Source organism: Paenibacillus sp. MMS20-IR301 (assembly GCF_032302195.1).
GTDB lineage: Bacteria > Bacillota > Bacilli > Paenibacillales > Paenibacillaceae > Paenibacillus_AQ.
Genome location: NZ_CP135275.1, coordinates 5,909,809 through 5,924,344, shown reverse-complemented (window position 1 = coordinate 5,924,344; position 14,536 = coordinate 5,909,809). Strand labels below are relative to the sequence as shown.

At 53.3% G+C, this 14,536-nt stretch carries 12 protein-coding genes; 2 read left to right on the top strand and 10 right to left on the bottom strand.

The window, feature by feature from the left end:
- Positions 1-210: 210 nt before the first annotated feature.
- A complete protein-coding gene (gene rlmH / locus LOS79_RS25355) occupies positions 211-690 on the bottom strand; it encodes a 23S rRNA (pseudouridine(1915)-N(3))-methyltransferase RlmH (protein ID WP_315413291.1) in 480 nt (159 codons plus the stop codon).
- Between the two features lie 178 nt (positions 691-868).
- Positions 869-1,228 (bottom strand): ArsR/SmtB family transcription factor, encoded by a 360-nt coding sequence (locus LOS79_RS25350; protein WP_315413290.1) that lies wholly within the window; start codon positions 1,226-1,228, stop codon positions 869-871.
- Positions 1,229-1,698: 470 nt separating this feature from the next.
- Between LOS79_RS25350 and LOS79_RS25345 the strand changes: the two genes are divergently transcribed.
- A complete protein-coding gene (locus LOS79_RS25345; protein WP_315413288.1) occupies positions 1,699-3,111 on the top strand; it encodes an MFS transporter in 1,413 nt (470 codons plus the stop codon).
- Positions 3,112-3,190: 79 nt separating this feature from the next.
- On the opposite strand, the gene LOS79_RS25340 is transcribed toward LOS79_RS25345, so the two are convergent.
- Both LOS79_RS25340 and LOS79_RS25335 read right to left on the bottom strand, forming a co-directional pair.
- Positions 3,191-3,358 carry a CxxH/CxxC protein gene (locus LOS79_RS25340; RefSeq protein ID WP_082452016.1) on the bottom strand — a complete coding sequence of 56 codons (168 nt, stop codon included), beginning with the start codon at positions 3,356-3,358 and terminating at the stop codon, positions 3,191-3,193.
- Positions 3,359-3,461: 103 nt separating this feature from the next.
- Positions 3,462-5,252, bottom strand: coding sequence for a M3 family oligoendopeptidase (locus LOS79_RS25335; protein ID WP_315413285.1), 1,791 nt, complete (start codon positions 5,250-5,252; stop codon positions 3,462-3,464).
- A gap of 232 nt (positions 5,253-5,484) precedes the next feature.
- Between LOS79_RS25335 and LOS79_RS25330 the strand changes: the two genes are divergently transcribed.
- Positions 5,485-6,822, top strand: a complete 1,338-nt coding sequence (locus tag LOS79_RS25330) for a DUF2252 domain-containing protein (RefSeq protein ID WP_315413283.1) — start codon at positions 5,485-5,487, stop codon at positions 6,820-6,822.
- 639 nt (positions 6,823-7,461) lie between these two features.
- Here the strand turns inward: LOS79_RS25330 and cydC are convergent.
- The 6 genes from cydC to LOS79_RS25300 all read right to left on the bottom strand — a co-directional run bounded on the left by cydC (position 7,462) and on the right by LOS79_RS25300 (position 14,290).
- Positions 7,462-9,369, bottom strand: a complete 1,908-nt coding sequence (gene cydC / locus LOS79_RS25325) for a thiol reductant ABC exporter subunit CydC (protein ID WP_315413282.1) — start codon at positions 9,367-9,369, stop codon at positions 7,462-7,464.
- On the bottom strand, positions 9,366-11,135 hold the full coding sequence (gene cydD / locus LOS79_RS25320; protein ID WP_315413280.1) for a thiol reductant ABC exporter subunit CydD: 1,770 nt from the start codon (positions 11,133-11,135) through the stop codon (positions 9,366-9,368). Before cydD ends, cydC begins: the two co-directional genes overlap by 4 nt.
- A complete protein-coding gene (gene cydB, locus LOS79_RS25315; RefSeq protein ID WP_315413278.1) occupies positions 11,135-12,148 on the bottom strand; it encodes a cytochrome d ubiquinol oxidase subunit II in 1,014 nt (337 codons plus the stop codon). Before cydB ends, cydD begins: the two co-directional genes overlap by 1 nt.
- A 3-nt stretch (positions 12,149-12,151) precedes the next feature.
- Positions 12,152-13,540 (bottom strand): cytochrome ubiquinol oxidase subunit I, encoded by a 1,389-nt coding sequence (locus LOS79_RS25310; RefSeq protein WP_315413277.1) that lies wholly within the window; start codon positions 13,538-13,540, stop codon positions 12,152-12,154.
- Positions 13,541-13,764: 224 nt separating this feature from the next.
- Complete coding sequence (locus LOS79_RS25305) at positions 13,765-13,995, bottom strand: cold-shock protein (protein ID WP_039295880.1); 231 nt, start codon at positions 13,993-13,995, stop codon at positions 13,765-13,767.
- 94 nt (positions 13,996-14,089) lie between these two features.
- Positions 14,090-14,290: a cold-shock protein gene (locus tag LOS79_RS25300; protein WP_039878010.1), complete on the bottom strand. Its 201-nt coding sequence runs from the start codon at positions 14,288-14,290 to the stop codon at positions 14,090-14,092.
- Between the last annotated feature and the right edge of the window lie 246 nt (positions 14,291-14,536).

Here is a 14,536-nt window from a genome sequence, read left to right as displayed (position 1 = left end):
CCATATTCCTATTGTATAGAATCCATATTAAAATTGTATATAAATTTTTTCTTGTTTCGACATACTTTTACTTAATTCTGCCTATTTAATTGAGGAGGCAACTGAGTTGAAAATAATAAAGGCACCCCACCGGATGCCATAAAATAATTATACAATTTGAAAAAACACTGCTAATTAGAGTTCAACAGACCTCTCCTAATTAATTTCGCCCTACTTATGATAAGGTTCCCCCCGATTAATCTTCACCGCCCGATAAACCTGCTCCACCAGCACCAGCCGCATGAGCTGATGGGGCAGCGTCATGCGGCCGAAGCTCATCCGCTGCTGCGCGCGGCGCATCACCTCATCGGAGAGCCCGTGGCTACCTCCGATGACGAAGACGACATGGCTCGTCCCGTAGGTGCCGAGCCGGTCGATCTCGGCGGCAAGCTCCTCGGAGCTCCAGAGCTTGCCGTCGATCGCGAGCGCAATGACATGCGCCTCGCTCTTGATGTGCGCGAGGATACGCTCGCCCTCGCGCACCTTCACCTGATCCACCTCTGCATCGCTGAGGTTGTCAGGTGCTTTCTCATCCGCCACCTCAATCATCTGAAATTTGAGGTATGGCGTAAGCCGCTTAGCATATTCTGCGATGCCGCTGACCAGGTACTTTTCCTTCAATTTGCCTACACCGATAATTTGAATGAACATAACTTCCTCCTATGACTATGCTTGTATATATAACTGTGGCTTTCACTGAATTTACGTCCACCGTTCAATCATCGTTATTACATTATAGAAACAGCAAAAGGACGTATCCGCTACGTCCTTTCTGCTTCAACTCATCCTCTATATTTATCTCATATTTTCGCTCTTCCCGCTACTCCCTCTATCTCTGCTCTTCTCCCAATTCCCCCTGCTCCCCGAACCCTTCAGCCTGCCCCGACTTCTCGTAAGCCTGCAGGATCGAATCCAGCAGTCCAGGGAACCGCTCGTCCAGGTCCTCTGTCCGCAATGACAGAATGCGCTGCGTGCCTTGTGCCCGCGTATTGATAACGCCTGCTTCGCGCAGCGTACGGGAATGGTGGGTCAGTGTCGACTTAGCAATTGGCACCTTGAAGCTGTTGCAGGCCTGCTCGCCATGCTTGCGGATTTCGGACACAACATATAAACGGACCGGGTCGCTAAGCGCATACAATACGGAGGCGAGCTGAATATCCTTGCGGTCCGGGTGATGGAGCTGCTTCATAAGTAAGACTCCTTTGGAGTACAGAATTAAATATATCTTCTGTCTGGACTTTTACTGAATATTAGGTACTGTGAATGTTGTACATTTTGCAACTTTGGTTCATAGCTCGTTACGTGTTCGGGAGGATTGTTGCACTAAATACAACAAATCTCCGGAAAAACCGCTTGAGGCAGGTGAAATCCTGCATTTCTTGCAACAATTTCGGATTTGAGCCGATTTTAGGAGGGAAATGTTGTATTTTGTGCAGGATTTCTGGTGAAGTTGCCTGACCATTCCCCCGAGAGCCGTTATAATGAGGACTCCTTAGCAACAGTAACCTCAGGAAGTCCCACAGGCTCTTCAGTTCAATCTATATAATTGCATTTTACAACAGCCCATGCTATATTTCAATTGTTCGTAAGTAATCGAACTATCTAATCATTAGTCTGGATCATTCCAGGCACAACCTATATTAAAAGGAGTGGCCGTTCATGACCTCATTACATACATCTGAGGATAATTCAAACGATTCAACCGCTGCTCCGGAACCGGGCCTTCCCCGTGAAGGCCTCTTAACCCTGCTATTCAGCGTTGCTGTCGTGCTCGTTATTATGAATACAGCGATGTTCAATTTGGCACTGCCGGATGTAACGGAGACCTTCGGAATCACGGCGGCATCCGCTTCCTGGATCGTGACCGGGTATTCGATCATGTTCTCTATCGCTTCCATTACCTACAGCCGGCTCTCTGACTTCCTGCCAATCCGCAGGCTGCTGGTAATCGGGCTGCTGACGCTGGGGCTGGCCGCAGTTGCCGGCTTCTTCAGTACGAACTTCATCTTCCTGCTGATTGTGCGCATCCTGCAGGCTTCCGGTGCGGGCGCGGTTATGTCCTTGTCGCTGGTGCTCTTCACCCGTTATGTCCCGCAGGCCCGCCGCGGCAAAGCCATGGCCACCATTATGTCCGCCGTCTCCCTGGGCCTCGGCCTTGGGCCGGTAGCAGGCGGCTCAATTGTAGAGTACCTCGGCTGGAACTGGCTGTTCGCTGTAACGGCAGCGATTCTGCTGCTCGTGCCGCTGTTCCTGATTCTGCTGCCCAAGGAGGTGCCGGCACGCGGCTCCTTCGATATTCTGGGCGGAATATTCCTCGGCATCGGAACCACCGGTCTGCTGCTGTTCCTGACCAGCGGGCTATGGTTCGCCCTGTTCACCGGAATTGTAGCGATTGCCTTATTCGTCGGCCGCATCCGCACCACAGCGGACCCGTTCGTACTGCCTGCGCTCTTCAGCAACCGGTCTTATCTGGTGCTGGCTCTGATCGGGGTCGCCTCTTATCTGTGCAGCTTCGCGACCTTATTCCTGCTGCCGCAGATTCTGGTCCACCGCTTCGGCTTCAGCGCGAGCCATGCGGGTCTCGTTATTTTTCCGGGCTCGCTGCTGGCGATCTTCGTCTCCCGCACAGTTGGCCGGGTCATTGACCGCTACGGCAATGGCGGTATTCTGCGCTTCGCACCGCTGCTGGTGCTGGCCGCGACCGTACTGTTCGCCTTATTCGCCGGACAATCGTGGGTGGCTGTCATGCTCGTCTATATGATTATGAGCCTCTCATTCACCGTGCTGTCCAGCAGCGTATCCAATGAGATCTCCCGGATTCTGCCTTCCTCGCAGATTGGCTCCGGGATGGGCCTGTTCCAGCTGCTGCAGTTCTTCAGCGGAGCCTTCAGCGTAGCGATGGCCGCAAGTGCCCTGGAGTGGCAGCGCAGCCTGCCGCTTCAGACCGCTTACTCCAACATCTACTGGGGACTGTCGATTGCGGCAATCGTTGCGATTGTCTCCGCCTTTATCTACGGACGGGGCAGAGCGGGCCGGTCACTTCCCGACATGGCAGAAGCGGCAGACGCCTGATCCTGTTACTCATAATCAACGCCAAAACACCCCGCGGCCATTCACGGCTACAGGGTGTTTTTTCTAATCCAGGCAGTCCTCAGACCACCAGATATTCCGCATTCTTCTCACATTCCGCACATTTCGCCGGCGGGTCCCAGTCCGAGAATTCCGTCTCCTTCAGATCCACAACATCCGGTGCATCCTCGTACTCGTCCACAAATTTGTCGATGGCCAGCTCTACGTGTTCCTTACACACTACATACATTCAATCAAGCATCCCTTTCTGTGCCGCTGCGGTGTATACTTCTACTACTGTTCTACCACAATTCCCCGCAAAAAGGAACCTTCCGCCGCGCAAAAATCCGTCCTTACTTCCGCCCCGTAAATTTATCTATATCCCCGGTGATCAGCGAGAGCGCATCCTGCCAGAACGCGGGCGAATGCACATCGATATCCATCAGCTTCGCGGCCTCCGCAATGCTCATCGTACTGCTCGCCGAGAGGAACTGCTCATACCGGGCTACGAAGCCTTCGCCCCGTTTCTTGTACTGCGCATACAGTCCCTTGGAGAACAGCAGACCGAAGGAATACGGGAAATTCAGGAACTCATTGCCTGCCATATAATATCCGGCTTTGCTGATCCACTGGTACGGATGAATGGAGCCCGGCAGCACACTGTCGCCGTAAGCGGCTTGCATCGATTCCAGCATCAGCCCGTTCAGCTCCTCCACTAGCAGATTGCCGGATTTCCTGCGGGCATACAACCCGCTCTCGAAGCAATAACGGGCATAGAAGTCGACAACATAGTATCCGGCATCGGCGAGGCTCCGCTCCAGTATGGCTTCTGCTTCCTCCGCAGGCAGGCTGGTCAGCAGCTCAACATTCATCAGACTCTCACAAAAAATCGAAGCCGTCTCGGCAATCGGCACCGGATAATCCGTATTAACGATCGTCTGTCCGGCCAGATGGCTGCTGTGATACGCATGTCCAATCTCGTGGGCCAGCACGCTCACATCAATATAATTGCCATTGAAGCTGGTAATGATCCGGCTCTCCCCAATCGGGATAATATCGACACACATGCCGAAGTTGCCCTTGCCGCTCCGCGGCTCGGCATCGATCCAGTGCTGCCGGAACACTTTGCGGGCGAAACCGCCAAGCTCCTTGCTGAACCTGCCGAACCCTTCCACAATCATCGCCTGGGCCTCTTCATAGCTGATCCGGCCGGCAGAAGCTTCCGCAGCCGTTCCCGCCACAGGCGCCATAACATCATAGAATGGCAGTCCTCCCGCAACCCCCAGCAGCTCCGCCTTCTTGGCGTAATAGCGCTGGAAGTCCGGCAGGCTCTCCCGGATCGCCTGCAGCATCACCTGCAGTGTCTCTTCATCCATCCGCGAGGCCGCCAGCACCTTGTGCAGCGGTGATGTATAACCCCGCAGCTCATAGACGGCTGCCGCTTCGCCGGTTACAGCATTGATACAGGCTGCACTCTGCTCCGCCACGCTGCGGCAGGCTATGTGTTCAGCTTCGGCTGCCGCCTTCCGTACCGCCGGATCGGAATCATAAGCGAGGTTGCGCAGCTCCGCCAGCGACAGGCTCTGCTGTATGCCGTCCAGCTCCACATCAGCCCGCAGCATAGACAGCGTCTGCATATAGAGCCGCTCCCACGCCTTGGAGCCGTTCATCTGCATCCGGGCAATGACCGCCTCGCCCTCTTCGCTCAGCATATGCCGGGATTTATCCTGCAGCCCGCGCAGATAGAAGCCATGCTGCTGAAGATATTCACTGGAGGCGACACATGACGCAAGCTCCTCAGGGCTCACCTTGGCCAGCCATTTGCTGAAGCTGATCAGTGCTTTTGCCGCACCATAGGTGACCTCCTCCAGCTCGTCCATCGTATTAGCCGCTCCGGCATCACTGTTATCCGCACTGAACCTTAACTCTGCGTAGCTGAACAGGCGCAGATATATATTTTGATAAGCATTATATTGTCTAAGGAACTCTTCCATTACTCCGGCTGCATTCTGCACCGTATTCAGCGCTGAGGCTGACCATGCCTCCAGCTCCCCGGCGAGTGTCTCCACAAGCATGCGGTCCTGCTGAAATTGCTCCGACTGGAAGGAAGGATAGATACTGTCCAGATTCCAAGTTAACTGCATATGGTAACATCCCCTTATTTTTTAGTCGCAGGAACAATTCCGTATCACATGCTTCCACCCCGTTCTTCAAGTTTTTCCATTACACCAAATCCTCTCCAGTATATCACGCTTGCTATTCCGGCCGCCCATGGAAATAATAGATATAATCAAGCTGTACCGGAGCCCGGACATCTTCCGCCCGCACCAGTCCGGCTGTAACAGCCATAACCGATTTCCCGAAAGGAGCACCGCCATGGTCAACCCGTCGATTACTGAAGGCGTCATCCGTACCCGTTCGAAGCTGCGCAGAGATTTGCTGATTTCGATTTTTGATGAATTCGACGGCAGCATTATGGCCCTCACCCGTGATGCCAGAGCAGAGAAGTACCGCAAAATGGCGCTAAGTCCCTTTTCCTTCTACCGCGGGAGCGCTTATCTGTTTTATTTCGATACTACCCGGCAGTACTTCCCTTACCACAGCTCGCCGGAGCGGCCTACCTGGATTCAAGGTGACCTGCATTTCGAGAATTTCGGTGCCTTCCGCAGTGAAGACGGGGACCTGGTGTATGATGTGAATGATTTCGACGAGGGCTATGTCGGCTCTTATCTCTACGATCTGCTGCGGATGGCGGTCAGTATTGCGCTTGTCGGCAGGGCACTCGGGTACGTTCCGGGCGAGCAGCATGCGCTTATCCAGGGCTATGCGGAGGCCTATTACCGGCAGATCCGCCGTTTCTGTGAACACAAGGATGATCCCGGGAGCTTCACTATAGACGGGAATACCGCCAAAGGTCCGGTCAAAAAGCTGCTCCGCAAGCTGGACAAGCGCCGGCAGAGCCATTTTCTGGAGAAGGTCACGGCCCAGATGCAGACCGACCGGGTCTTCCTGGAGACCACGGAGCTGCTGATTCCCGGAGCCGCTGAGCAGGCAATGCTTGAGCAGGGCTGGAGCTTATATACCCGGACGGTAGTTTCGCGTACGCTCACTGAGGAGCATTTCCGGATCAAGGATATCGCGGTGAAGCGCGGCTCGGGCACAGCCTCCATCGGACTGGACCGTTATTATATTCTTATTGAGGGCGGCATGGAGCAGGCGGGGACCGACGACACCGTTCTGGAGGTAAAAGAAGTGCGGGTTCCCGTTCCGGCTTATTTCCTGCCCTACTCCGAATCATTCTGGCAATCCTTTGCCCATCAGGGCAAGCGGGTATCCGCCACCCAGCAGGCGATGCACCACAAGGCTGACCCTTATCTTGGCTTCCTGACGCTGGACGGCCGGGAATTCTATATCCGGGAGCGTTCCCCCTATAAAAAAAGCCTTAAATCAGAAAACCTTACCAGTTCCGATGAGCTGGCCGTGGTTCTCCGGCAGATGGGCAGCCTGACCGCCAAAATGCATGCCCGCGCCGATGCCGACGTCGACCTGGGTATTCTCGATTATCACAGCGAGCAGGAAATTGCCAAAGCCATGGGTGCTGACTCCGCAGCCTTCGCCCGTTACCTTGCAGAGTGGGCTTATGGCTATGCCGGACAGGTGGAGAAGGACTACGCTATGTTCACAGAGTGGGTTTCTGAGCGGTATAGTATATAAGTGAACCCATCTACCGCACATAACTGCACTTCGTACAACTAAAATGTCTGATTTCCTGCGCCGGAGCTGTTTAGTTGTATTTCGTGCAATTAATCGTCGCAATACAGAGCATTTGAAAGACTTCGGGCCGATTTAGTTGTATGAACTACAGTTATCAGCTGCCATTTTCGCCCCTTCACCGGTTTAAATGCACAGAATACAGCTATTAGCCGGTTTCCGGCTTCGTCATTTAAAAAAGCTCTTTCTGCCCGGAACCGGACGGAAAGAGCTTCTTTAATTAGCGCACACCCTGAACTTAAGATCTAACTGTACGCTTGCTGCTTACTGGATCTAAGCCTTTCTTGCTTTCAAATGAATTATGTTACTCTTCCGATCCTTACGGACCACAGCGCCGTTATTTTAGCGAAAATGAGCTATTTAGCCGGTTAACGGACCGTAGCGCACTTATTTACCCTCAAGCATGCGTATAAGAGGGCTTAATCTCCAAATAAGTGCGCTGGAGTCCGTTAGCCTGCAGAAAGTTGGTTTTGGCGAGAAATAAGAGCTGCTGTGTCCGTTGGCAGACCTGACTGGCGGGGATACGCCCTCACTCCCATGGAGTATCCCCCCTGGCAGCCGGAACAGATGCCTATATTTACTCTACTTGGCTGCATCCATGAACTGGCTTGGCCGGTCGAGCTCATACAGCTTGCGGTAACGCGGCTCCCGCTCCATCAGCTCAGCATGGGTACCGCGCATCTCCACCCGGCCGTTCTCCATGAAAATCACTTCGTCCATCTGCTCCGCACCGACCAGATGATGCGTAACCCAGATCAGCGTCTTGCCCGCCATCGCACCGAACATGGTGGCCAGCAGCTCGCGCTCCGTGCGCGGGTCGAGGCCGACCGTCGGCTCATCGAGCACAACCACCGGCGTATTCTGCAGCAGAATACGCGCAAGGGCCATCCGCTGCCGCTCACCGCCGGAGAAGCGCTGCCCGGCCTCGCGCACCGGAGTGTTATAGCCCTCCGGCAGCGAAGAGATCAGCGCATCCAGCTTCGCGAGCGCTGCTGCCCCCTTGACCGCCTCCTCCGAGGCGGCCGGGTCCCCGAGCCTGATGTTGTTCGCCACTGTGGTGTCGAACAGATGCGGGCTCTGGTTGAGTACGGCGATGAGCTGCGGAATCCGCTCACCGTAAGCCGCAGCATCGATCCCGTTAATCGTAGCTGAGCCGCTGGTGGGCGTAATTACGCCCTGCACCAGCTTGAGCAGCGTCGATTTGCCGGCTCCGCTGCGGCCGATAACAGCAATCTTCCGCCCCTGCGGGATATGCAGCGTCAGATCCTGAACAGACCAGTCGTCTCCCGCCGCATAGCGGTAGGCCGCCGACTTCAGCTCAATCTGCGCCTGGCCGCTGGCCTGGATCGCCAAGACCGCAGCGGCCGCCTGAGCCGCTGTTTCTGCATCTCCCGCAGCTCCTGCTTCCCCGCCAGCCTCTGCATTCCCAGCAGCTCCTGCTGCTCCTCTAACTCCGGCAGTCTCCGCTTTTCCCGCGTCCCCTGCTTTCCCGCCAGCTCCAGTATTCCCTCCGGCTGCCGCAATTCCGCCTGCCCCTTCCGCAGCGCCCACGCCCTCCAGACGCTCAAGCGAATTCCGGTATTGCGGAATTTTCTCTACGGCCTCCGATACCGGCAGGAAGGCATCCGCTACGGGGAACACCACCAGCACGAACGCGGCAATCAGCGTTCCGGCAATCGCTCCGTCAGCATATTGGCCGCCTGCCCAGTAGAGCATGGACAATACGCCAAAGCCAACTACGGCCTGGCCGATGAACATCCGCAGCCGGGCCCAGCGCCGCAGCGCACCGTCTGTGCGGGCAACCGCCTGCTCGTCGGCCTCATACGTGTCCACGAACTGGCTCTGCCGTCCGCTGATCACCCAGTCACCGAGGCCGAGCACGGCATCGGTCAGCTTTTGATACAGCCGGTTGCGCTCCTGCTTCACCAGCCGCTGGCGCTTCTGGGTGAACAGCAGCGAGATCAGCGGCAGAACAACAACCAGTACGAGCATGTACAGCCCCATGAGCAGGGCGAACGCCAGGTCAAATGTGCCCAGCGAGATCACTGCAGCAGCATAGATTAAGAGCGCAATAATACTCGGAAAGACAGTACGGAGGTATACATTCTGCAAATATTCAATATCATCAGCCAGCATGCCGAGAATATCCCCGGTACGAAAGCGTGAAGATAAGAACAACGCCTGCGGCTCCAGAATATTGTACAGCCGGACCCGCATCTTCGAGAGAATGCGCAGAATGGTATCATGTCCTACCAGCCGCTCTACATAATGGATGACGGCCCGGCTTGTCCCGAAGGTGCGCACGCCGACAATCGGCACATAGATCATCAGAATATTCTCCGGCGGAATCGAAGCCTTCGAGATCAGGAAGCCTGACGTGTACATCAGCGAAGAGGCTGAGAATATCGTTAGAGCGCCCAGCGCAACGATCAGTACGAACCGCCAGAAGTAGGCCGAGTAATAGGGAGCAAACCATCCTTCACGTTTCAATGGATTCCCTCCAATTGACTTTGAATAAGTCCGTAATAGGCACCTTTGCGGGCTATAAGCTCGCGGTGCGTCCCAATCTCTGCTACCCGGCCCTGCTCCATGACGACAATCAGATCCATGTCAATCATCCAGTGCAGCCGGTGCGTAGCCAGGAATACGAGCTTGCCTTCGAACAGCGGCAGCATCGTTTCCTTCAGCTCATATTCAGTCTCTATGTCCAGGTGAGCCGTCGGCTCATCCAGCAGCAGCACCGGGCGGCTGCTTAAGAGTGCACGGGCCAGCGCCACACGCTGCTCCTGCCCGCCGCTGAGCGAGCGGCCGCCGCCGCCGATCATTTCATTCAAGCCTTCCGGAAGTGAAGATACCAGCTTCGCTAATCCGGCAGACTCCAGCACCGCTGCAACATCCCCGTCAGTAGCTTCCGGATAGTAGAAGCGGACATTGTCAGCCAGCGTACCGCTGAAGATATACGGCCGCTGCGGAATATAGGCCGTCTGCCTACGCCACGCTTCATCGGTTAATGCGCTGACCTTAGTTCCGTTAATTGTGATACTTCCAGTCGTCGGATGAAGGAACCCGCCCAGAACATCGACGAGTGTAGACTTTCCGGCACCGCTCTCCCCGATAATCCCGATCTTCGCGTAGCCACTGAATGCAAGATTCACTTCTTCCAGCGAGGACACGCCGTCTTCCTCGTATTTCACACCGGCTCCGTTCAGCTGCAGTGTACTGTCCTTATCCCAGGTGAAGGCCTGTCCGCCAGCCTGCAGCATTGCACCATTTCCGGCGCCTTCAGCTCCCGGCTCCAGCAGCTTCGCCTGTACGGTTTCACGGTCAATAATGCTCTTCATCGCTTCCCCGGCTTCCTTGCCGTCAAGTGTAGCATGGAAGTCTGCCCCCACCAGCCGTACCGGCAGGAAATACTCTGGGGCCAGAATCAGAATCGTCAGACCGGTGACCAGCGTCATCTGCTCATTCACAAGACGCAGGCCCAGGCTGACCGCTACGGAAGCTACGGACAGCATCGTGAAGAAATCGAGTGCGAACGAGGACAGGAAGGCCACGCGCAGCGTCCGCATAGTTGCCGAGCGGTAACGGTCGCTGACCGCAGCAATACTCTCGCTGTGACTGCGGCTGCGCCCAAGAAACTTAAGCGTCTCCAGGCCGCGCAGTGAATCCACGAAGTGATTGGACAGCGTACGGTAAGACTTCAGCTGACGGTCCATCTGCTTGCGGGCCGTCATGCCGATCAGAATCATGAAGACGATAATAATCGGCATCGTCAGCGTAAGAATAACACCGCTGGACGTATCCTGGGTGTAGACATAGACCAGCAGCAGGGCCGGTGTTACAGCCATGCCGACCATCCGCGGAATAATCAGCTCCAGGTAGGTACGGAACTTCGTTACTCCTTCAAGTACAAGTGTAACCACATTTCCGGTTCCCCGGTCTCCTGCCAGTCTTGGTCCCAGCTGGAACAGCTTATCCATCATCTGTCTCCGCATGCTGCTGCCGGTTGCTTCCGCGAAGCGGTAAGACGTACGGCTCATCAGCATGGCGCAGGCATGACGCACGAGAAATGCAAGAAGGAACAAGAGCGAATTAGCCCCTTGTTCCTTCAGCGGTTCTCCCGCAAACAGCGCAGAGACAACTTCGGCCAGCGATTTCGCCAGCAGAAGAATGGACAGGCTTTGCACCAGGGTAAGGAAGCCGACAATCATGAAGACGGGCTTTACTCCTTTGTACCCAAGCAAATTTTTATCCATTAGTATTCAAGATGCTCCTTCTCGTGAATCCGTTTGTGGAAGACGAAATAACTCCAGATCTGATAACCAAGCACGAACGGCAGCAGGGTCAGCGCCACAATCGTCATTACCTTCAGTGAATAATGGCCGGAAGCCGCATTCGTGATCGTCAGGTTGAACGCCTGATCCAGCGAGCTGATCATTACCCGCGGGAATAAGCCGATGAAGATCGAGGCTACGGACAAGGCCATTACGGCTCCGGTCATTCCGAAGGCATAGCCGTCTTTCTTTTTCGTCATAAAGTAACCAGACAGCAGGTAAGCTACTACACCTAGAACGACTACGATCCAGAGCAGCACTCCGCGTTTATCAAAAATATCAGTCATGGTGTAAGTCATAATTACGAAGGCCACCAGCAGTACGGCTAGCGGAATCAGCAGTTTCTGGGCCAGCTTACGTGCCCGCACCTGCAAATCTCCAACGGTACGGAGCGTAGTGAACATCAGTCCATGCACGAGACACAGCAGCACTACTGTAATTCCGGCTACAACTGTGTACACATTAACGATGTCGAAGAATCCGGCATACATCTGCATATCCCCGTCAATCGGCAGACCTTTGATGAAGCTCGCGAATACTACAGCCAGCAGGAACGGCGGCAGGAAGCTGCCGAAGAAGATGCAGACATCCCAGGTTTTCTGCCAGGCCTTCGAGTCGCGTTTACCTCTGAATTCAAAGGCGACACCGCGGGCAATCAGCGCCAGCAGCGCGAACACAAACGGAATGTAGAATCCGCTGAATAGCGTCGCATACCAATGCGGGAAAGCGGCGAACATCGCGCCGGCACCCGTAATCAGCCATACTTCATTTGCATCCCAGAACGGTCCGATGGAATTAATCAGCACCCGGCGCTCTGTATCATTCTTGGCCAGAATCTGCGTCTCCATCCCTACCCCGAAGTCAAAGCCTTCAAGGAAGAAGAAGCCGACAAACAGCACGGCAATTAACAGAAACCACAATTCATTAAGTGACATGGGTTAGTCCTCCTTGTTATACGGATCGTGGGATTCACCGTGTTCGTTATCCATAGCATAAGGACCTTTTTTAATAACCTTGACGAAGAGGCCAATCAGCACTGCACCCAGAATAGCATAGATTGCGGTAAAAGAAATTACCGAGAACAGCACCTGTCCGCTTGTAATATTAGGCGATACGCTGTCTTCCGTAGTCATAAGCCCGAATACCGTCCATGGCTGGCGCCCGATCTCTGTCATAATCCAGCCCGAGGTATTGGCAATCGGCGGAAGCAGCAGCCCCCAGAACATGAACCGCATGAACCAGGTATTGGGTCTGTCCATCTTTTTGCGCCACATGAGGTAGATTGCATATACGCCAAGCGCAATCATCAGCGAGCCGGCCGCAACCATGATGCGGAAGCTCCAGAATGTTGTTTTTACAGGAGGAATGTAATCTCCCGGTCCGTATGCGAGTTCATATTCCTTCTGCAGCTCCAGCATACCCTTAACATCACCGGAGAATTTACTGTAAGACAGGAAGCTCAGCAGATATGGAATCTGGACTTCACCGGTGTTGATCTGGTTCTCTGTATCAATATTGGCAAACACTGTCCAAGGTGCCGGGTCGCCACTCTCACCCCATAGCGCTTCGGAAGCGGCCATCTTCATTGGCTGTGTCTCCACAAGATATTGTGCCTGCGCATGTCCTGCAACGGCTACGCCGAAGGAGGAGATAATCCCGACAATGGCGGCAATTTCAAAGGATTTCCGGAAGAACGGAATATCCTGTTTCTTAAGCAGTTTATAAGCACTGATCCCTGTTACCAGGAATGCGCCGGTCGCATAAGCGGCAAGCACGGTATGCGGGAATTCCACCAGCAGCTGCCCGTTCGTAATCAGTGCAAAAATATCATTCATTTCAGCCCGTCCGTTATTAATCTCGAAGCCTACCGGATGCTGCATGAACGAGTTCGCGGCCAGAATCCAGAATGCCGACAGCATGGTGCCGAGGGCTACCAGCCAGATAGATACGAGATGGACACGCTTGGATACTTTATCCCAGCCGAATATCCAAACCCCGATAAATGTAGACTCCAGGAAGAAGGCCAGCAAGGCCTCAATAGCCAGCGGGGCCCCAAAAACATCACCGACGAAGCGCGAATAGTCAGACCAGTTCATTCCGAACTGGAATTCCTGCAATATCCCTGTCACTACGCCTACTGCGAAGTTAATAAGAAACAGCTTCCCCCAAAACTGTGCCATTCTTTTGTACTCTTCATTGCCCTTTCTTACGTACATTGTCTCCATAATTGCAATTAAGAGCGCTAGTCCGATCGATACCGGCACAAAGAAATAATGAAAAATTGTCGTCGACGCAAATTGTATACGCGACAGTATTACTGTATCCATATTTCTCCCCTTCCTTCTCCCCATTCGTTATGTCTATTCTGTCAAATTTTCAACACTCAATGTGTGACTTTCATCACATTATACACCCTATTTCAGCATCAAAATCAATAAATTTGTGACAAATATCACAATTAAACGGTTAGAAAGCAAAAAAAATAAGACGGTTTTGCCGTCTTGGATTTGTCCATGCTGCTATAGTTGTCTTGAATCATAAAGGCATTGGCTTAGGTAATGGAAATACCCTTCTTGAGCGATTTGAGATCGCCATTGGAATTCAGCAATTGCGGGAGCATCTTCATGCTTCGTACCATTGGAGAATGACAGAGACGGCAAGAAGGCGCATGCTCAAATGCAAAATTATCCCTCATCCATCCGTTACACCCATCGTTGGTACAGGCCCATATTGCGGTATTTTCTTCCGGTACTTCCTCCAAAGGCTTCTTACGGTAGTTCATTGCCGTTCCTCCCTTCCTTTATGTAGCAAGCTGAGAAACCAGTAAAAAAAAGACCGTCCCAACTTTCACAAGCCGGGACGGTATCTTCTATTAATTACAGTTTTACAACGTTTTCGGCTTGTGGTCCACGGTTGCCTTGAACAACGTTGAATTCAACGCGTTGGCCTTCATCCAAAGTTTTGAAGCCTTCGCCAGTGATTGCGCTGAAGTGTACGAATACGTCGCTTCCGCCTTCAACTTCGATGAAACCGAATCCTTTTTCTGCGTTGAACCATTTAACTGTACCTGTTTGCATGTGTGTTACCTCCACAAATTTAAATTAATATGTTCTTTTTATCTTCAGACAAAGAAAAAATTCACACATTGAAAAAGGTTGTGTTTACTTTGACAGCCCTTTTCAATACGAGAATTAGGTATCAATTGTATGATTAAGTTCATGTTACCACACCTGATTAACAAAGGCAAGCTGTCCTATCCGAATTTCTCCGTTTTTACCCTTATAAGGTGTTGTTCCCAATGTAAGGGCTACCACAGTGATAAA

Excerpts from the sequence above, each read along its gene's own strand:
- rlmH (WP_315413291.1), bottom strand. The coding sequence starts at position 690 with ATGTTCATTCAAATTATCGGTGTAGGCAAATTGAAGGAAAAGTACCTG.
- LOS79_RS25350 (WP_315413290.1), bottom strand. The coding sequence starts at position 1,228 with ATGAAGCAGCTCCATCACCCGGACCGCAAGGATATTCAGCTCGCCTCC.
- LOS79_RS25345 (WP_315413288.1), top strand. The coding sequence starts at position 1,699 with ATGACCTCATTACATACATCTGAGGATAATTCAAACGATTCAACCGCT.
- LOS79_RS25340 (WP_082452016.1), bottom strand. The coding sequence starts at position 3,358 with ATGTATGTAGTGTGTAAGGAACACGTAGAGCTGGCCATCGACAAATTT.
- LOS79_RS25335 (WP_315413285.1), bottom strand. The coding sequence starts at position 5,252 with ATGCAGTTAACTTGGAATCTGGACAGTATCTATCCTTCCTTCCAGTCG.
- LOS79_RS25330 (WP_315413283.1), top strand. The coding sequence starts at position 5,485 with ATGGTCAACCCGTCGATTACTGAAGGCGTCATCCGTACCCGTTCGAAG.
- cydD (WP_315413280.1), bottom strand. The coding sequence starts at position 11,135 with ATGGATAAAAATTTGCTTGGGTACAAAGGAGTAAAGCCCGTCTTCATG.
- cydB (WP_315413278.1), bottom strand. The coding sequence starts at position 12,148 with ATGTCACTTAATGAATTGTGGTTTCTGTTAATTGCCGTGCTGTTTGTC.
- LOS79_RS25310 (WP_315413277.1), bottom strand. The coding sequence starts at position 13,540 with ATGGATACAGTAATACTGTCGCGTATACAATTTGCGTCGACGACAATT.
- LOS79_RS25305 (WP_039295880.1), bottom strand. The coding sequence starts at position 13,995 with ATGAACTACCGTAAGAAGCCTTTGGAGGAAGTACCGGAAGAAAATACC.
- LOS79_RS25300 (WP_039878010.1), bottom strand. The coding sequence starts at position 14,290 with ATGCAAACAGGTACAGTTAAATGGTTCAACGCAGAAAAAGGATTCGGT.